The sequence below is a fragment of the Verrucomicrobiia bacterium genome (assembly GCA_036268055.1).
GTDB lineage: Bacteria > Verrucomicrobiota > Verrucomicrobiia > Limisphaerales > Pedosphaeraceae > DATAUW01.
Genome location: DATAUW010000017.1, coordinates 341,539 through 360,621, shown reverse-complemented (window position 1 = coordinate 360,621; position 19,083 = coordinate 341,539). Strand labels below are relative to the sequence as shown.

Below are 19,083 nucleotides of genomic sequence, written 5' to 3'. Positions count from 1 at the left end.
CATCGCAAAAAAGTCTGGTTTTTTCCTCCTGCCCGGTGCAATGTCAGGACGCATTCGGCGAAGCCTTTTCGCCGTGATTGCAAGTCTCTGATGGAAAATGGAAGGGTGGCTGAGTGGTTAAAGGCACCTGACTCGAAATCAGGAGTAGGGGCAACCCTACCGTGGGTTCGAATCCCACCCCTTCCGCCACCTATTTGCCATATCTTTACAAAAATCACGACTGTAAAGGTTTATGGCGATTTCGTCTTTATCCACCACGATCTTTTCTGTAATGATTTCCACGATTTCTCTTTTCTCGCTTGGCTGCATGATTTGCCAGTGGTCGTATAAATTGCTCGCTTGTGCTGCGACTTCGGCCGCCGACACATTCTGCACCTTCAGCACGTCCACTTCGGCTTGTAACGCTGGAATGGCTGATTCCAACTGTTTTCTGCGTTCTTCCAAAGGCGCGTAAAACTTGGAGAATCCATCGGCATCCAATTTTTCCTGCTGATAAAGGTCGTAGGTGCGTTTGATTTCTTTGCCCAGGCGTTGCAAATCCTCCTCCTGCACAGCCAATAGCCTCTGTTTTTCCAAGGTGACTAAGTTTGCGTCGTTGAGATGCGCGGCAATGGCATCCGGCGAAATTGAGAATGCTTTGATTTCCTCACAGAAGATGGCATCGAGATCGGCGATGGCGATTTTGTTTCGGCATGCTCGGCAAATGTATTTGGGACTGTTTGAAGGCACATACATTTTTTCCCCACATTTGCATTCAGTAACACCCGCGAAGACATGAACAGGGCGTTTGGCCGGACGCTTCTGTTTGCTCAGGGAATCGCCAATGAGTTGATTGCATTGTTCCCAGACCTCCGCGCTTACGATTCCTTCGACTTCATGCAAAACCCATTCACTTTCCGGTTTCACACTCCATCCTTTGCCTTGTCCATTTCGCGTAGTGTAATTGCCGCGATGAACGCCTTTAGCGATGGGGTCTTGCAACAGACGCGTAACCGTCTTACTTGTAAAACATGAGCCGTTTCGAGTCCGGTGCCCGGCGTCGTTGAGAAGGCGAACGACGGTTTTTTTTCGGCGATGTTTCAAAAACAGATCGAACATGAGTTTTCGGACGGGAGCTTCCTTGGAATGGATGACAAGTTTTCTGTCCTTCCATTCATACCCGAACGGAGCCGGGCCACCGAGCGAACTTCCAAGTTTGGCGCGAACGGCAATGGACGCCTTAACCCGATCCACGGTTTCTTCACGTTCCCACTGAGCCATGGCAGCAATCATGGTGTAAAAAAGGCGTCCTGCGGGGGTTGAGGTGTCGATCTTTTCCTGCAATGAAATCATGTCGGCATTGTGCTCTCGGAAGAAATCAGCAAAATCCAAGAGCTCTCTTGTATTTCGGGCAAGCCGGGCAAGTTTTGAGAAAATCAGACCTGAAATGTGTCCGCGCTTCAAATCTGAGAGCATCCGCTTCGCTTCCGAATGCTCCATGACGGTCTTTCCGGACACACCCGCGAGGTCATACACCTCCGATACCGTCCAATTGTTAAATTTTGCATATTCACGACCACGGTGTTCGTGGTGTTCTGGACTCTCTCCCTGAGCCTGGTCTTCTGTTGAAACACGAATCCAGATGCCCACTCGTTTTTTCGGAGCACTATTTTCCTTCATAGCACGAGTTCATACCAAAATTCACGCCTTCAATGCAAGATAAAAGTATAGCCGAATCGGTTACATATTGTATAAATGCAGTATGGCTAAAAAATACCTGACCGAAAAACAACTTGCTGCGGCGGCCAAGCGCTTTCGGAAAGAAGCTGGTAAAACGCGCGCTCAAGCCGCGCGTGACATGCGCGTCACCCAAACGTCTATTTTTCATGCTGAGGAAACACCCGGACATGGCCTGCTTCGATTAAGAGCACGCATGATCGCGGAGTATTCAACATACAAAATTATCGGTCCTGTTTTTTATCTTAAACCAAAATAAATCATTTTTTGCGCATTGAATCCGCAATGGCTCGTATCGCAGCGGCGTCCTTCTCTTTTTGCTTTTCCGGAGACAATTCTGAGATGACTGTTTTGATTCTATACCCCCTACGCATGGTGGGTTTTTTTTCAGTCGGTTCGATGGGTAAAGTTTGCAGATGTGCGATGAACTGATCTGGCTGAAAGTATCTAACCCGCGCCGCCATTTCGGCACCCAAGCTGCCCGTTACTCCGGCAGCTATTTTTCGCAATCTCGTATCATCCAAACATATTACAATCACAAGTTGAATTCCTGCTTTTAGACATTTAGCGACATTGCCAACTTCGTGGTCGATGGTGGTTGAGATAGAGATTTCACAAGCGATGGAAAGCGCTCCCCGAGCGAGCCATAAATCGACACTGCCTTGGCCATCCAAAACGGGCTTTTCAATCAGGCTTTGGAAATCCAATTCATCAGCCGCCGCTTTGATCCGTTTTTGAATCGCTTGATGTTGGGCGCCGCCCCGGCCAAGATCGCGCGCAGCCAGCCTCGGCTGCTCAGGTTTGAGAAAAGGTTCTGCGGTAACGGACGAATCAACTTTCTCTTGAACCGGTGGTTTCTGGATTTCTTCAGCCTTTTTTTCCACGACTGGCGGCGGGACCGGACGAGTCCTCTTTGCCTTCACGGGTTCTGCTTCCTCAACGGTCGATTCCGATTCCGCTCGCTCCGCGGCTTCAATGTCAACACGCGGCGCTGCATAACTTTGCCGAGACGCCGCAATCACCGCTAGACGGATCGCCTCTGCCCCCTCCTGGTCAACTGGCTCCGGAAAGGGAACCGTCAGATTAAAATCGTTGTCAGCCTTTTCTATCCGACAAATAGCTTCACCCTTGCTCAAGTTCTGCAAATCCCGCGCTTCAAAGAAGGAGAGGCCGTTTTCCATCGCCCGGGCGTCCGCATCCCCAACCCGGAAAAGCACGCGCGCATACGGCATGGAAAGAACTGCACTCGCAACTTCGCGGTCGCGTTCCAGTTGGCGCAATTCCTGATGCGCAAGAATCATTCCCAGGCGATATTTTCGCACGTCGGTCAGAATTTCAGCCATGCTGGGCGTGATGAAATTATGGAACTCATCGATATAGAGAAAAAAGTCTTTCCGTGCCGCCGCCCGTTGCGCCTGCCGCGCCATAATCATCTGCTGAAACTTCGCCACTAAAAGGGAACCGAGCAAAAAGGAGTTTTCTTTGCCAATCTCTCCCTTGGGAAGTTTGGCGAGAAAGATTTTACCGCTGTCCACGATGTCAGCAAAGTCGAGGCGGTTTTCTTTTTGCGACACCATGTAACGAATGGGTTTTGGTGCTAGAAAATCATTCAACCGGGTAATGACGGAGCCAATGGATTTATTGCCAGCAAGTTGAGAAAAGCCGGTGCGCCAATAATAGACGATGTTGGGGTCTCGCACGCTATCGAGGAACTTGGCGCGAAATGGCGGTTCCAAGAGAAAGCGGCGAAGATCGGTAAGCGTGCCGCCTCGGTCGCTCTCCAAAAAGGCAAGGATCGCATTTTGAAGCACGCTGCCCATCTGATCGCCCCAGCTTTTCGAAAGGCGCTCAAAAACGGATACTAAATCGGAGGCGAGCAGCCTTTTCTCAGCATCGCTATGCGCCGAAAGGATATTGAAACCCACTGAATATTCCTCGTCTGAGGGATCAACTAAGACGACGTCCTGAATACGCTCGGGAGGAATTATCCCAAGAATTTGTTCGACCAAATCTCCGTGGGGATCAAGCACGGCCAGCCCTTCGCCGTTCTCAATATCCTGGCGAATTAAATTAAATAGAAATGTCGATTTGCCCGTGCCCTGCACACCCATCACGTGCATGTGTTGGACCCGTTGCTCAGAAGCCAATCTGACGGGCGTGGCTTTTTCTCCATGCGGATTGTTGCCAAGCACGACCCCGGCATGTCCTCGGACAATCGCGGGCGCGGCTTTGGTTCTTTTAGCATCGCGTTTGAATGCCGGTGAGCGCACCAATTTCGAGGGCAGGTGCACAAAACCGGTTAGCTCTTCGCTGTTAAGCAACATCCCCGAGCGGCGCGATTGCCGGCGCAGCATGTCCTCAATATGATCTCCGAACGGGTAATCAGTGTTCGCGAGCGGAATAAGTTCATTGCCTTTCGGATTCGCGAACACGCGAAGGGAACCAGCGACATCACGGGCCACTTGCAATGTTTGTTCAAAAGCTTCACTGCGGATCGCCATTCGCACAACGGCGGCAAAGAGGGGACGCGCCACTTTCTGTTCGGCCGCTTTTGCTAATTCAGGTTCATTGACAAAAAAGGGTTTCCCGTCAGCATGGGTCACGGAGCGCGCGATATTTTCAGCCCAAGGCTCGCGGACAGGTTCAAAGAGGACTTGAAATAATCCCAGTTGGCCCGGTCGCAATTCGGAGAGCGCACCGACAATGCCCACAAAAGGATCTAGTTTACCGCTTTCGAGCGGATACACGAATTCTCGCGCCAAACCGAATTCGACGACTAACACATCCTCACCTTCGCAACTATCCCACGTGTCTTTCAGCGTGCCTTCCTGCGTTAGAAACATGCCTTCGAGAAAATGCGCTTGCAACTGACGCCGGACAAGCGATGCATCATTGGGATGAGTCGCGAACTGCATGACCACTTGGTTATGGCTTCCGAGAACCTCAAAAGCGACGGGTTCCTGACACAAAGATATATTGAGCAAAAATTGCTCGAAGACTTCGCGCGTGATATTGAAATCTGCCGGAAGGGAAGTTTGAAGTTCGATGAGCGGTTCCCGAACAAGAATTTTTGCCTCCGGTGGCTCTTCCACCTCCGGCTCAACGGACGGCAATGACGGTCGCTGACTGACCTTTCGGAATAAAGAACTCAGGAAAGTTGGCCTGCGACCATCGTCGAGCGTCTTAACGTCTGGAATATAGTGGCCGACGAATGGTTCAAAAAGGGGTTCAGGATGAACCGGGTTGTCGAAAACCTGCCAGCCTCGCCCGCGCAATTCCCATTTGTAAAACTGCTCGGATAGTCGTTCATGGACTGAGGCCATACCTCAGGCCGCCGCTGGCTTCTTATCTGATGCACCGGACTTATTCAAATCCTGCATCTCGGGAATGGGACGCAACTGCCATTGAAGTTTGACGCCTTTCGCTGCACACTCGCCTTCAGCGAGTTCTAAAATGAGCTTCGGCAACAGCTTCAGATACAAATTTCTCGTATCCTCACGGTAATAGGTCTCCTCCCGAAACCAGTTTTCATAGATCGTGGCAATTACAGGCATTTTAAGCAAAAACGCGTCAAGGTCGGAAAATCCAGCAGCCGTCGCATTCCGAAGAACTCCGGCGATGGCGAAAATTAACGCAACGAGCGCCATTGATGCGAAGGTAATTCCGAGTGGAATAATAAGCATTCGAAAAGCGAGAAAGAAAAAGACGATGGCAGCAAGAATATGCCAGAGCCGGACCAACGCGGGAACATAGATGCACCGGCAGGAAAAAAAGAAAAAGTTTCCCATGGGCGCTGCGCACGTGGTGATAGCAAATCTCTCGCGCATCAAACGCAGATAAGCTCGCCTATCGGAAAGTAATCCACCTTCGGCAAATTCCTGGCGCACTATTTCCATGCCGGGAATCTTGCGAGCGGCCATCTGCTGCTCGACGGCTGCGTAAAAATCAGCCGAGGAAAAGCCGAGAGCATCGGCAGGGTAAATCCAGTAATCCAGGACTTCACCTTTTCTGTTCTTGAAGCCGAACACGAAATCAATGGAACGACGCAACATCTCCTTCACTTTAAGCTTGTCGCCGGAGGTAGCCATAATAGATTATCTGCAATTAACCATGGCATCAGTTCTACTTAATGGTCAACCATAAAGTGAGTTGAGAAAATTGCTACGCTGCCGGTTGTCGTTCCAGGGATAACGTCTCGAAATAAATTCGAGACCCAAAGGGAAAGAAATACGGACAATGACAGCAGAGGATTCTTCTGTGGTTTTAGAAAGCCGAACGCAATATTGGCTTCGTGTCCTGCGACCTTTGTGCTTATGGCTTCTGTTCGTTCTATTTCTTTTCGGCATTCGCACACATGAGCGACTGATGGAGCAAACCCGGATCACCTTTTCACCAAGAATCCTTGATTTCGGAATTCTATACGATGCCGAAGCAACCTTAGGTAACCAGCACATTCAAAGCGGCAACATGATTCCACTGGGATGGCATACGTTTACGATTAAGCATTCAAAGGGCGAAACATTTACAACCAATCTATTCGTCTGGTATGGGCCACATGATTTTGGCGATATTTATCTCAAGAGAACAACAGGAGTCCTGGAACTCCACGCCGCACCAGAAGCGGTTTCGATCACCATTGTCGGACCTGAGTTCAAACAAGCATTGACGAATAGCTCCGGCATTGCGATTTCCATGCCAACGGGCGTTTATTCCGTGGAAACGAGATATGCCCACTGGCTTCAGAAGGATGAAGTCGAAATTTTTTATAACCGAACCAATTTTTGGCGGGTCGCTCCACGTTTGGGAGTACTCTCAATGACTTGCAATCGTGAAGGAGCATCCTTTGAATTGATGAACAGCAAAAACCGATTGATTGAGGCCGGCGGCTTTCCGGCGAATATTCAAGAACTGCCGGAAGGGGAATACAAACTTCTTACCCAACACCATAACAATCGATTTGAACAAACCGTTTCTATTAAGGGGTCGGCAACAAATTCGCTTGAAGTAGATTTATTATACGGCGTCGCTTATTTGGTGACCGAACCTTCGGGGGCAACGGTTCTCTCTGACAATGGGCATGACTGGGGAGTGACACCCGTGACAATCCCAGAGCTGCCGGTGGGCAATCAACATTTTACCTTACGAAAGGACGGTTACGAACTCGCATCTGTCTCCTTGGATATTGCCTCCGACCAGAATTGCAGTTTCCACACAAACCTGGTCGGACGAAATTATGGAGCAGCATTGAAGGCGGCGCAGCAATATTTCGCGAACGGAGAGTTCGAGCGGGCGTCCAAGGCAGCGGATGAGGCATTGCTGGCGAAACGAGACGACCCCGCGGCTCTGAAACTCCAGCGCGAATCGATGGGTTATTCAAGCTTGCGGCAAGCGGAGGCGATGGGGAAACGTGGGGACTATATCGCTGGCCTGACGGAACTCGAAAGGACGATCAACTATTTGCCGGACAACGCCGAGGTGAATCAAATACTTACCGATTTCAAGCAAAAGGAACCTGGGCAAAGAAAACAAATGCGACTTGAACGTCTCAACCGTGGCCGGGAAGTTTTCAAGCGGTGCCTTGTCAGACAGAATGGCGAACAGTATTTTGAACCGCACGAACTGAAGACCCCCATGCCGGTAAATAAGGCACGGGCGGCAATCATTATGGCTCTGGCAAATCAGCCCGCTTTCAAGATTACCCGAGATACCTCAACCGCGCCTGAGACATTTGAACTCGAAGCGACTCAGGAATTCAGCACGTTCCTTAATACCATCGCGGGGCGACGCACCTGTGCCATCGTGGGCGCGCAAACGACCGATACTGAAACTCAGGTTATTTTTAAAGTTTTGGAGTACAAAACTGAGGCTGTGGAAAAATTCAGTATTGGAAATCTGATCGGCACGCCAGTGAATGTTTACTATGCTCCGATTCGTATCCGTGATACCGGCAAATTGAGCGATAAGCTACAAGCTCAACTGACAGAGGGCGTGTCCAATGTTACAGCACGTATTCAGCGAGCAATCGCCAGTGAGGAAAATTAGCGTCGATGTCAACGGATCATGCAAGAAACTTATTAATCAAAGTGAAATCCTCTCGGAAGGTCAGTGTGTTGGTAGCACGCGAGATGGTGAAGCGCCTTTCCTCAAGCGGCTTGCGCATGGACTTGAGCACACTCCGTTTGAACTCGGGCGGTTCAAGAAAGACACAAAATACCGCGATGCGCGAGTGAAATTTCGCCGGCCATGGGATTGATATTGCCGCCGAGCAAAGCGGCGTCGCTCGCTGTTGGCAGTGAGGCGCTTTTTCCAAATTAGCCTCAAGTGTGAAAAGCCACTGCATTGCAGCTATTTATACAAAAGCGTGTTGAAGCCTAACCAAATCGACCACATGGTCGACCGCATCAAAAAGTATCTCTATGACCATAAAATAAAAGCGAAAGACTGTCAGGCCATCATGGGCGGACAAAGAAACGCTGGCGGTTGGGAAGCGGGAAGGCATAAACTTCAAAGAAAGTTTTGGACGAAAATAGCACAATTCCCAGGTTGGAATTCCAAGTACGAAAGGAGGGAATGGTGTTTAAGGGAACATGCAGATATGGTACTTTACTAAAGCGGCTATAAGCGTCGTGCAAGGAAAAAAATACTCCCTATAAAAGCAAAGCTCGTAAACCGAGTGACGTTCAAGCAGTGGTCTATTGATGCACCCAGAAACATGATATGTAGTCAGTTTGAAGATTATCGCCTTGCGCTAGAAAAGTAGCCAATCTCAAGCAGCACCCGATGCCAAACATACAAAAGATAATGTTGACCATTGGCAAAAAGAATGTGTATTGATTGGCGGGCTTGCTTTTACGTTGAGAATCATTATCATTAAATGATGCTCGAAACTCCAATTGCCGAGAAATCATCGGAACCAGCTAAAGATGCAGGGCATATCGTCGCATCTTTAAGCCCCCCCCTCGTACCATCAGGTCGTTTTCGCGTCCGCGAATATTTGCCCACTGACGCAGCAACGATATGCTCTTGGGTTCAAGACTCAGAAACGCTAAAGATAATATCAGGGAATGACGCCGAGAGTTTGAGTCCAGAGATACTTGCTGAATGGAATACGACAGCCGTGATTTCTCTCGTTGCCTTCGAAGTGTCAACTTCGAAGCCCGTTGGTTACTGCACACTTTCATCTGCGGACAATCCGCAACTCCCTCCATTGCATATCGAGCTTTGTCACCTAATTGTCGCTCCAACAACCAGACACATTTCCGTCGGTTCACAGCTTTGCGACACAGCTGAATCAGTGGGTATAGAACGCGGGTTCATCGCCGGATGCGCACGTGTTTTGCCGACTAATCTTTTCGCCTTAAAACTCGCGATGTTGAAGTGCGGGGAGGAGATTACTGGTAAGGAGGCCTGGGCCACTCCTGGCTTTCGTTGGTTTCGCAAGATTCCTCGGCAACAAAATCCCGCCGCCAACACCAACCAACAACTTCCACAACATGACAATTGAATCAGCAAAACTCCGTATTACCGAATCCGAACGGGATTGGGTTCCGAAGCATTATGATATTATAACTATCAGCTTCGTTACTACTCTGCTTGTATCAAATCTGCTGGCCACCAAATTATTTCAATGCGGCCCCGCAATCTTTAGCGCTGGAATACTTGTTTTCCCTATTAGCTATATATTTGGCGACGTCCTAACAGAGGTCTATGGCTTCAACAGAACCCGTCGAATAATATACATGGGATTAATTGCAAACGTTTTTATGAGCCTAGCCCTTTACGTCGCTATCAAGCTTCCTCCGGCTCCCGGATGGACCATGCAAACGGAATTTAGTGCGATTTATTCACTCGTGCCGCGCATAGTTATTGCATCGGCTCTGGCTTATCTCGCTGGAGAATTAACTAACTCTGCAATTGTATCTAGGCTAAAAATGATGCACGAAGGAAGGCATCTATGGCTTCGGCTTGTATGCTCTACAGCTGCCGGTCAACTAGTGGATACCATGCTTTTTGTTATTATCGGCTTCGCTGGAGTGTTTGACAATCATTTGCTTGTGTTGGCCGTAATATCGGGATGGCTATTCAAGGTATTATATGAAATAATTGCCATTCCCGTTACCTATCGTATAGTCGCAAAACTAAAAGCACTTGAGGGAGTAGAACACTTTGACAAAAAGGATCGCATTAGGCTGTTCAAGGCTTATTAATTTAATGTCTCAATGTCTCCGAATGCGCGCCAAAAACCATAAAACAACTTTAACTCTCGCAACAGCTTTTGAAAAGCTGTTGTTTCACCAATGGAAGACTTTTCAGAGTCTTTTAAAGCAGCTACAGATTGAACGACCGCTAATAACTTCCGTTTACTACCATAGGCAACATAAACTTGTACTTCCTGGTTCCAATGTTCGCAATGCTGCAAACAGGATAAATCCTAGTGACTTATCTGACATGCTTACTCGCTCGTGCCCAAAGCCTGACGATCTAACGGATGGATTCGCCGGTTCTGTCTCTTGTCGGTATTTTTTGGAATTAAAACACCAACAGAAAACCAGGCATCACGTTATTTTTGCTCGTGTGCCGAACGGATCCGAGAGTGTCACAGCAACGTGCGTCTCCGGGGTGCAGGCTCCAAAGGAAATAGACGGTCTCAGCTTGAAGTGGCCAGGTCAATTCCAAAACCTGCTTAAGGAGTGTTTTGGTATAGTTGGTCAATCGAAGCGGATAGGATTTGCTGCATTTCCGTTGCTTTTTTCTGAAGACATGCGTATCGATCATATCGTATTCGTATATTTTAAGTTAAATGATAATAAATTTGATATAAAAGAGGAACTAAAACTTTGGCTTAAGCCGCTGCGTGATTTGATGTCCTGTGGCGTACTAGCCTACGAATCACAAAAGGAGCTGACACTGAGTAGGCGGCTAGAGCGTGTTCATTCTACAGATAATTCCTATGTTACGAAATTCGGATCAAAAGGTGACGGTTTAGAGAAGCAAGTCGCTTTTCTACAAAAGCAAAAGAAACGTTCGCTGCAATCCCGTTTGATGTTCCCCCTCGTTGTGGGTGAAATTTCCGAAAACGATAAATTTTGTTTTTACAGAATGCCGCGATATAATATCCCGTCGCTTCGAGCTTTATTGTGTGGACATAATCATTTAACTGACCCAGAGATACAGCTTATTCTCAAAAGACTTTTAGAGTCGCTTTTTACGGATTTTTATATCGCTAACACAAAAGCGATTTCACGTAAAAAGCGCCGCGAATGGTTGCAATCTCTACTGGGCCAAAGACGAGAACGCGTTAAACGTATTGTAAAAAAACTAGCTTGTATTTCGCAAAATGAGCCAGTAGAAGTCAAGGGGGTTTATGAGCTTATTGAAGAACGAGAAAGTCACAGGGTAATCGGACATATTTTGCAGGGCAAGCTTTGTAGTGTTATCGATCAGGATACATATGGAGACGGAGAGCCTCATTCGATAAAATTTCCCTCCGAGTTGTTTGATGAATCTGACTGGCTTGGGCGTATTGTGCCTCCCTTTTTGACAAAGGTGCATGGAGACCTGCACTTTGACAATATTCTTATCGATGCTTATTTTCCGGACGATCCTATTTTCATTTTGATCGATCCGCATGGCGAGTCTCAAGGCGATCCTGCATCAGACGTCGGTAAACTTTTGCTCTCCTGTGAAGTTGGTTATGATTTTGTGGGCGAGGGCCATTTTCGCATAGACGTAAGTCGCCAACAAGAACCGCCTGGATACCTTGTTAAGGTTCACATTCCGAGTGACAAGCCGCTTTATCTGCCAATAAAAAAAGGCGGTAGTTCTGCGGGAGTGGTGAGCATTGGCCAAACACTACCTTCGAGAGCGGTCAACATTTATGAGACCGCTAAACGAAGCATCCGCGCTTTTTCTATGAAATTGGCGCAAACTACTTTTGATGACCAAGCATTAATCGGCCGAGCCGATTTTTACAAAGGGCTTTATTCTTTGATTGTTGCAGAGAGTCATTATCTTCAAAATCCGGATGCTGCGCTTGCATTACTAAGTCGAGGTTGCTTTTTTCTGGATAAGTGGATGACTTCGGACCCGACTTGAAGTTTATTTGAATCTAAAACGTGTAAATTCTGAATTAGGTATCCCCCACGCGCAATAGTGTTTTATAGATTGTGGCACCTTTGGCCGAGGAATTTTTATTTAAAGTTATATGCTTTATCGATATCCATTCTATTTTACAAGCCTATGCCGGGAACTCGATCATAATATGTACTTTGTATTTTGCGCGCGGGGGGGTGCGCAGGATGTGGTCTATGGATTTGCACTTTTTGCTTGAGTTAATAAGCACAAGGGTATCGAAGAAGAATATCGCGCTAACAACAATTACCGCAAAAGAGCATTAACTGCTCGAAGCTTATCTTGAGAAAATGATTGATCGCGAAACCTTCATTGATCACACGGGCAAACTGCAAATGAAAAAAGGAATTTAGAATCCCAAATTGAAATATTGGAGCGCAAAGATCTCTCATGGCTTGGACGGTTTAAGAATTGGATTTTAACGGCTCAATCACTTGATAAAATCGCTTACGCTGGTGCTCCAAAGAAGAAGCGGGAAACCGCCTGTCCATCTTCGGCTCGGACCTCACCCTGCTCGGGAAAAAAGCCAGCGGTAAAGCCGTAAAATCCTGGTCGCTCCTCCAAAATTGGCCACAAAACCCAGACTTTGTGCGTCAGCAAGGAATCGAGCCTTTAGGCTAAAAGCCGAAAAGACAGCCTCTGTCATCAGGAGCTTCGTTGTTAAGACAAATACCCTAATTTCCGCAAGGACGTATGATTTGGGCGTCCTATAATCACGTGGTCAGGCACATCCAGTTTCATCAACGTGCCCGCCCGAGCGAGATCCCGCGTCACTTTTATATCCGCCTCTGATGGTGTGGATTCTCCGGACGGATGATTGTGCATGAGGACAATTGCGCTTGCCGCCGCGATGACGGCCCACGAAACACCTCGCGGGGATGCACAAGAATCGTATCAAGCGTCCCGATGGATATCAACTGGATGATTGTGCATAAGAACAATCGCGCTTGCACAAGCAATAATGGCACTTCGGAATACTTCACGCGGGTGGACTAAGAGCGTGTCCATCGTGCCAATCGTGACCAATTGATGCCCTTTGACTCGCCGCCGGGTGTTTAAGAGAAGCACTGCTAAACATTCGGCTTCGGGATTGAATCGCATATCAGTCGCAATATGCAGCCTCCAATAATCAGCTGCACATTGAGGTGTATCGCAGATCAACATGGCCTCTGGCACGGGGCATTCTCTCAATGCTAAGATTTTGAATTCCTTTGGATTGAACGACCTCATACGTCACCCTGCCTTACGGCAGTGTGCTCATTGCCGCTGCTTGCCCGCGGAGAAACCCCCAACACGAAGTCAGCGGCCTTTTGAGCCTGGGCCGCAGCATGAACGATAAGCGTCTTGTCCGCTTTCAATCGTTCCAACCAGCCCGACAGATATGCCGCCGAACTATCAATCGTCCGTTCAATGATCTGCGAATGGCCGCATAAAAATGCCGCTCCCATTTCCGCAATCAATTCTTCACGACAATAGGGATCGGAACCGAAACCGCCCTTTTCGTTAAGAGTTGCACGTTTCAGTCGCGATTCGTGTCCCGTCGAATGAATGAGTTCATGGAAGAGGGTGGAATAATATTCATCCTCTTCGTTGAACCGTTCCCGCGCCGGCATGCCGATGAAGTCCTGGGTCACGGAATAGAAGGCGTGGGCCAGACCATGTTTGATCGCCGGTCGCTGTGGCATGTTCGACACGATTTCCGCTGCTTTCAAGCCAGCTGGCACGACCAGCTGAGGTTCTTCTCCAATGCCATCACACTGAGCGACATTGAAGACGTGATAAAAACGAAGAAGCGGTATCTTCTTTTCCTCACCCGATTCCCGATCCTTTATTGTTTTCGGTTTCCAGAAGACGACCGGACACGCTTTCTCCCCCTTCCGTACAGAACCGCCAAGCGCCAGTGTTTGGCGAAATGTGAGCCAGAATGGTGATTCATAATCCATCGCAAGAAGCAAAAAGACATTGATCCCGCGATACGGTTTTTTGGTGATGAGGTTCTGCGGCCATCCTCTGTGGACTTGCCAAGGTTTCTGCCAGGGAATAGTGCCTCGCTCAAGCATGGCGACAATCCGCTCCGTAATGTATTCGTACGCGTTCATAGTTTTTCTCCTTTGGTTGTAATGAACTAATTCCCCTCAATCGTACGGCACCGCAAAGTTTCACCAAAGGCGGGGAGTCTTGCCACGAACGGCAAACAAAAAAGAGCGATCCCTTCGGATCGCTCTTGTGCTTAAAACAGAATGTCTTGCTCGCCGAAGGCAAGTTCGCATTTCGGCCCTTTTTTTAACTTATTACCTATGGTCACTGATGCGCTCGCGAGCTGTCTGATAGTGATGCCATTCCTTTTCTATGAGAATGAATTGCCGTCCGCATAGACGGGCGGCGACGCCGGTGGTACCTGAACCCGCAAACGGGTCGAGGACAGTTTCCCCCGGCTCCGAAAAGGTAACAATCAAAGGCGTCAGAATAGAAACGGGCTTTTGGGTTGGATGCAATTTGTTGCCGGAAAAATCCCATTGCAACACATCGCGGATTGGATTGGTCGGAAGTTTCGGTTCGCCCTTGGAAAGGAGATACGCATTTTCATGATGGCTCAGGACCGATCGCTTTTTGGAAGCATAATCCTTCACAAAGACAAGATGCCCCACAGGCATGAGGCCAATGCGTTTCCAATGCCAGAGAAACCGATCCGCATGATTCCATCCGTAGAAGCTGATACAATAGCGATTTGGTTTTAACAGACGGTGGATTTCAGTAAAGGCCGGTTTCAACCAACGACTATTATCGTCGTTGTAAACCGTTTGGCCGTCCCGATTAATATAATTTGCCACGTAGGGCGGGTCGGTCAGAATGAGATCCACACAATTCGCGGGCATGGTTCGCATGAGGTCAATGCAGTCGCCATGCATGACTCGGTTGAGAAAAGAAGTGTTCAAGCGCAACTCCTTATTTCGTCGAGTTCTTCGGCGGTCAGTTGATCAGGCTGCATGTTTTCTTTCCTGAACATGTGGATTTTAATGAAGGCATATTTGACGAGCCGAACTGCAATATCCTCTCGTCCTTCCCAGCCAGCCTCATCTTCATCGAGCATGACGATGATTTGAGCGTTTCGATTCGTGTATTTGCGGATGATCTCCTCCTGTACGGCTGACATGGTGCTTCCCATAAGGGCTACCACCTTGCGGCAACCCAACTGATGAAGTTTCATGCAATCGAAAAAGCCTTCCACGATCACGAGGGGTTGATTGGCTGGCTCCTTAATGGCACGGTCAATGTTGAACAACTCCAGCGATTTTCGAAATCCCTGGGGAAGTTTGTATTTGGGATTGTCTTCAGCGGGTTCACCCGGGGAGCGTCCGGCATAGGCGACGACGTCGCCAGCCGAGTTGTGAATGGGAATGGCGATGCGATCCGCCATCATGCCTTTGGCGCAGAAGCCTATGCCAAAATCAATGATGGTTTCCTGGGTCAGGCCGCGCTCGGCAAGATAAGGATGATTGTGGTCGAGTTTCTCCAGGCGAAACTTGAGCGGTTTATTCGGAGTAAGCTTCTCCGGCTCGGGCTTTGAAGATACCTTGGCTGAAGGCCTGGATGACGAAACTTTTGGCCTCGCCGGTGGCGCCTCTTGTTCGTCGCCATCTGATTTTCCCGTCATAACCTCGGAATCGAGGCTAAACCATTCGATGGCTTTGACCGCCGCCGCGTGGATGCTCACATTTTCCATTCGGGCTATGAAGTCGAGGACATTGCCGCCGTGTTTGCATTCCGAGAAGCAATTCCAGATGTTTTTGCTGATGCTGACTCGAAACTGCGTGGGATTTGTGCCTTTGTGGATGGGACAGGGACCGCTTAGGCTGTCGCCGAGCCCCTTGAACGTATCCAGGATGCCATAGTGCTCGAGCACCTGCTCCATTTTGAGGGCCGCTTTAACCGCCTTGAAGTCAACGAACGATGATTTGGGCATGAGTATTCCTTTGTTGGGTTATGAAGAACAATCGCGGTTCAAGAATTGAACCGCCTCCGCCGACCATCTTACCGCGCAGGGAACTGATCAAAAGACGTGTAAACTTGCCGCAAACGGCAAGTTTGAATTCAGACTATAAGTCACATTTTCTTGACCGCTGCCGAGTCACTCTCTAACCTTCCAAGCATGACTACACTAGGGAATGTAAGCGTGGAGCAGTTGCAGCGGGCCTTGGCCATCCGGGAAAAGATTGAAACTTTGCAAAATGAAATCGCCGAAATTCTGGGAGGCGAAGCGTCCCCGGCATTAACGCCGAAGGGACGGCGAAAAATGTCCGCATCCGCACGCGCCAGAATTGCTGCGGGACAAAGAGCCCGCTGGGCGAAGGCCAAAGGCAACACCGCTGAGGCAAAACCTCGACGCAAGATGTCCGCGAAGGCCCGCGCCGCCATTTCAGCAGCCGCAAAGGAAAGATGGAAGAAGGCCAAAGCCGCAGGGAAGACGACGTTATAAGGTCGAGTTAATCCAGCAGCGTACCCTTTTCCTGGGTCCGGCCGGATTGCCACGGATGGTTGAGAAGACTTTGGGCGGTCTTAAGAGTTGTCTCGTCTGCAAACAAGAACAATCCGTGACCGCGCTTTAACTTCTGGCAGGCATCAACCAGATTTCTTACGCGCTCAGCACTCTTCGTGACCGTGAGCACGCGGAAGCGATGGATTCCAAATAAAGAACGATGAAGGTCTTGTGACCAGGTGGCTTCATAGGCTAAGAGTTTTCGATACAGGGAAGTTTGATTCAAATTTTTACGAATGACAGGCATCGTCCCCCGATCGGCTTCAAGGAAGAAATACGCCCGTTCCATTTGTCCGGTTTCGCGCGTAATCTCCAATCCAAACATCTGATCGGGGATGACCCCGAGCTTTACATTAGTCCCAATAGTTACACTCCATCTGGTTGATTTAGGAATTTTCGGAAATTCCTCACGTGTGAAAAGCCGAACTCTTTGTGTTTTACGGCAGGCCAATTCGATTGCCACCATGACATCAGAAACCAAGACCGCGTGTTCAAGGTATTGCCTGCCCACGGCCCGGTTTTTTTCTCCCCAGCGGATTCCCCGGGTCTGCTGCTTCAGGAGGGAAGCGCCTTTGTTTCCGAGACCGTAAACGATGCGACGGGAGCCGCCGCGATGGTAGTAGTCAATTTGCGCCCGGGGTCGTTCCAGGTATCCGTGATGATATAGGCACTGCAACCTTCTCGATATATTCTGCCGACTTCCGGCAATCAGGGAAAGAATATGGGAGGAACGGAGAAAACGATGGGCATGAACCAGCCGGATAATTTTTAAGTCGCGCTCCTTTATTTGAAGGAACCTGAGCGAGGACACACGTCTGAAACGGGGACGACTATGGAACTTCATCTTTCCACGATACCAAACAACAAAGTGACGAAAAAGGGGTTAGAAACTGCGCCTCCCGACAAATTAACAATTCCACCTAACAAAAGAAGGGTTGTTTATTCCGCCCGGCGTAGAAAAAAGCAGACCAACAATCGACTTTATAGCAGCATGATGACGGATGTGCCTTTTATAATTCAAGCTCTGGAAACTTAGCGGCGAACTCCTTCATTATGGCTTCATTGCAGGCAACAATGATTCCGACGTTTTCTTTTGACGCGTTCCAACAAAGGGACGGTTTCTTAGGAATGGTTCGCCAGACTCCACCCGCAGACTCAATAATAGGTAAATAGGGAACCAAGTCATATGGATAGGTGACTCGCTGGAAAAATAAATGATGGCACCCCTGAGCGACGCTTACTCCCGCCATCAATCCACAACCCCACATCCAAACACGTCGGACGGATATATGAAGTCTTTTGGGTAAATCGTTTTCAAAACACAAGTCGAGACGCGGTGTTTCGCTATTGATGTGAGAGAGAGCGTGACATTCAGCCAGGTGCTTCACTTCTGAGTCCGTATTGATAATTTTTACGGCTCCGCTTGAAATGGAATGACATTTTGCTTTTCGTCCCACCCCGCCGGTGAAAAGCTCCATCCGAGAAGGAACGAATATGGCGCCCATAAATGGCAAACCATCACGAAGAACGCCAACACCGCAGCAGTATTTGTCATCTCCCCGCATAAAATTAAGCGTGCCATCCAAAGGATCAACAGTCCAAACAAACCCGGTAGTAGAATCTGAACTTATGCCTCGCTCAGTTTCCTCTTCAGCAATAATGCCGTCCCCCGGAAACCTTGCACGGATTTGGCTTATGATCTGATTCTGAATTTCGACATCTAGGCTTAACGCACAATTTTTCCGTTCATCGAGTACACGGTGAGGTCCGAAGAATTCCCCGCTCTGACGAAGCAAAAGCTGGGTTCCCGCTTCGATAACGGTGCGTTCCAAGAATGTAAATCGTTCTTCTTCTGGAGGCTCCTCAGAAAGAGCCAACTCAAGGGATTCCATGTCTTTTAAATCGTCACGTCGAAAGCACTGAAAATTGCGGACACATTTAAATTTACTCTCGTAAAGTGGGTTCCAATCCCCATCATAAATAATAATACGCTTTTCAGGCGTATTACGAACAACTACGTTAGTCCATTCTAATTTTTGGATACCAGCTTTTAGAGAAGACTCCCTGAGGCAAAGTATAAAAATATCTGAACCTTCGATTCTGTCGATTAAGGCATCAAGCCATCCATCGCCACGAATTTGATTATTTGCCTCATCGGCAGCCAAAAAAACTTCGTGTCCCCACTCTCTCAGAAAGAGCTTTATTTGCCGAGCAAAGGGACGATCTGTGTCGGGATACGATAAAAATATATTCATTGGACTTTGGCTCGGAGAGTTAGAATCGCTCCAAAACATTAAGAACAAATCAGCAATATAATTATAAGCAATTATTCTGCATTATTAAACGTAAAATCGACTGCTCCAAAAATCCAATCAGAATAAATATTTTTTAAAAAAATATTCGCGCAAATCAAACGGCGTAATAGATCTTCATTAATGTCACACGTGAGGGTCTCAGAGATATACGATTTCGGACGGTCATGACAAGCTTAAAATACAACCCCGTTCTCCGAATTAGCATTTTAGCGTGATTCACAGAAATACTCGCGCCACCTTTCAACTGCGCAATCCGGTGTCATCTTCAGAATATGAACATAAAAATCAAATCGTGCCTTTGCCACTTGGATTCCCAAACTCTTGCACTTATTTGCAGAAATGAATATGTTTTTTCGCGCCCTTAACAGTGATGCTTATGTGGTT

The 19,083-nt window shown here is 48.3% G+C and carries 15 protein-coding genes, 1 tRNA gene and 1 pseudogene; 8 read left to right on the top strand and 9 right to left on the bottom strand.

Annotation, left to right across the window (positions count from 1 at the left end; genetic code table 11):
- Nucleotides 1-99 precede the first annotated feature (99 nt).
- Nucleotides 100-189: transfer RNA gene (locus VH413_11590), tRNA-Ser, on the top strand.
- Here the strand turns inward: VH413_11590 and VH413_11585 are convergent.
- Entirely contained in the window at nt 157-1,659 is a 1,503-nt protein-coding gene (locus VH413_11585) for a recombinase family protein (protein ID HEX3799333.1), read from the bottom strand. The two genes, VH413_11590 and VH413_11585, sit on opposite strands and share 33 nt — an antisense overlap.
- A gap of 82 nt (nt 1,660-1,741) precedes the next feature.
- On the opposite strand from VH413_11585, the gene VH413_11580 reads away from it, so the two are divergent.
- Nucleotides 1,742-1,975: a hypothetical protein gene (locus VH413_11580; GenBank protein HEX3799332.1), complete on the top strand. Its 234-nt coding sequence runs from the start codon at nt 1,742-1,744 to the stop codon at nt 1,973-1,975.
- 1 nt (nt 1,976) lies between these two features.
- Here the strand turns inward: VH413_11580 and VH413_11575 are convergent, their stop codons facing one another.
- Together VH413_11575 and VH413_11570 are read right to left on the bottom strand one after the other, a co-directional pair.
- Nucleotides 1,977-5,039, bottom strand: a complete 3,063-nt coding sequence (locus VH413_11575; protein ID HEX3799331.1) for a type IV secretion system DNA-binding domain-containing protein — start codon at nt 5,037-5,039, stop codon at nt 1,977-1,979.
- Nucleotides 5,040-5,042: 3 nt separating this feature from the next.
- Entirely contained in the window at nt 5,043-5,804 is a 762-nt protein-coding gene (locus tag VH413_11570) for a hypothetical protein (GenBank protein ID HEX3799330.1), read from the bottom strand.
- Nucleotides 5,805-5,952: 148 nt separating this feature from the next.
- Here VH413_11570 and VH413_11565 point away from each other — a divergent pair, with 148 nt between their 5' ends.
- Nucleotides 5,953-7,758 (top strand): PEGA domain-containing protein, encoded by a 1,806-nt coding sequence (locus VH413_11565; GenBank protein ID HEX3799329.1) that lies wholly within the window; start codon nt 5,953-5,955, stop codon nt 7,756-7,758.
- Nucleotides 7,759-7,813: 55 nt separating this feature from the next.
- Here the strand turns inward: VH413_11565 and VH413_11560 are convergent.
- Nucleotides 7,814-8,003 (bottom strand): annotated as a pseudogene (locus tag VH413_11560) (ATP-binding protein).
- Nucleotides 8,004-8,104: 101 nt separating this feature from the next.
- Between VH413_11560 and VH413_11555 the strand changes: the two are divergent.
- The 4 genes from VH413_11555 (at nt 8,105) to VH413_11540 (ending at nt 11,811) form a co-directional block, all read left to right on the top strand.
- On the top strand, nt 8,105-8,326 hold the full coding sequence (locus VH413_11555) for a hypothetical protein (GenBank protein HEX3799328.1): 222 nt from the start codon (nt 8,105-8,107) through the stop codon (nt 8,324-8,326).
- 264 nt (nt 8,327-8,590) lie between these two features.
- Nucleotides 8,591-9,220 carry a GNAT family N-acetyltransferase gene (locus VH413_11550; protein HEX3799327.1) on the top strand — a complete coding sequence of 210 codons (630 nt, stop codon included), beginning with the start codon at nt 8,591-8,593 and terminating at the stop codon, nt 9,218-9,220.
- Entirely contained in the window at nt 9,210-9,923 is a 714-nt protein-coding gene (locus VH413_11545) for a queuosine precursor transporter (protein ID HEX3799326.1), read from the top strand. Before VH413_11550 ends, VH413_11545 begins: the two co-directional genes overlap by 11 nt.
- Nucleotides 9,924-9,945: 22 nt before the next feature.
- Nucleotides 9,946-11,811 (top strand): hypothetical protein, encoded by a 1,866-nt coding sequence (locus VH413_11540; protein ID HEX3799325.1) that lies wholly within the window; start codon nt 9,946-9,948, stop codon nt 11,809-11,811.
- A 1,262-nt stretch (nt 11,812-13,073) separates the two neighbouring features.
- Here the strand turns inward: VH413_11540 and VH413_11535 are convergent.
- The 3 genes from VH413_11535 to VH413_11525 all read right to left on the bottom strand — a co-directional run bounded on the left by VH413_11535 (nt 13,074) and on the right by VH413_11525 (nt 15,811).
- Nucleotides 13,074-13,946, bottom strand: a complete 873-nt coding sequence (locus tag VH413_11535; protein ID HEX3799324.1) for a zincin-like metallopeptidase domain-containing protein — start codon at nt 13,944-13,946, stop codon at nt 13,074-13,076.
- A gap of 192 nt (nt 13,947-14,138) precedes the next feature.
- Nucleotides 14,139-14,756: a DNA methyltransferase gene (locus VH413_11530; GenBank protein ID HEX3799323.1), complete on the bottom strand. Its 618-nt coding sequence runs from the start codon at nt 14,754-14,756 to the stop codon at nt 14,139-14,141.
- 23 nt (nt 14,757-14,779) lie between these two features.
- Nucleotides 14,780-15,811 (bottom strand): toprim domain-containing protein, encoded by a 1,032-nt coding sequence (locus VH413_11525; GenBank protein HEX3799322.1) that lies wholly within the window; start codon nt 15,809-15,811, stop codon nt 14,780-14,782.
- Between the two features lie 210 nt (nt 15,812-16,021).
- Between VH413_11525 and VH413_11520 the strand changes: the two genes are divergently transcribed.
- On the top strand, nt 16,022-16,324 hold the full coding sequence (locus tag VH413_11520; protein ID HEX3799321.1) for a hypothetical protein: 303 nt from the start codon (nt 16,022-16,024) through the stop codon (nt 16,322-16,324).
- A gap of 7 nt (nt 16,325-16,331) precedes the next feature.
- On the opposite strand, the gene VH413_11515 is transcribed toward VH413_11520, so the two are convergent.
- Both VH413_11515 and VH413_11510 read right to left on the bottom strand, forming a co-directional pair.
- Nucleotides 16,332-17,228 carry a replication-relaxation family protein gene (locus tag VH413_11515; GenBank protein HEX3799320.1) on the bottom strand — a complete coding sequence of 299 codons (897 nt, stop codon included), beginning with the start codon at nt 17,226-17,228 and terminating at the stop codon, nt 16,332-16,334.
- A 166-nt stretch (nt 17,229-17,394) separates the two neighbouring features.
- Nucleotides 17,395-18,639: an inositol monophosphatase family protein gene (locus tag VH413_11510; protein HEX3799319.1), complete on the bottom strand. Its 1,245-nt coding sequence runs from the start codon at nt 18,637-18,639 to the stop codon at nt 17,395-17,397.
- Between the last annotated feature and the right edge of the window lie 444 nt (nt 18,640-19,083).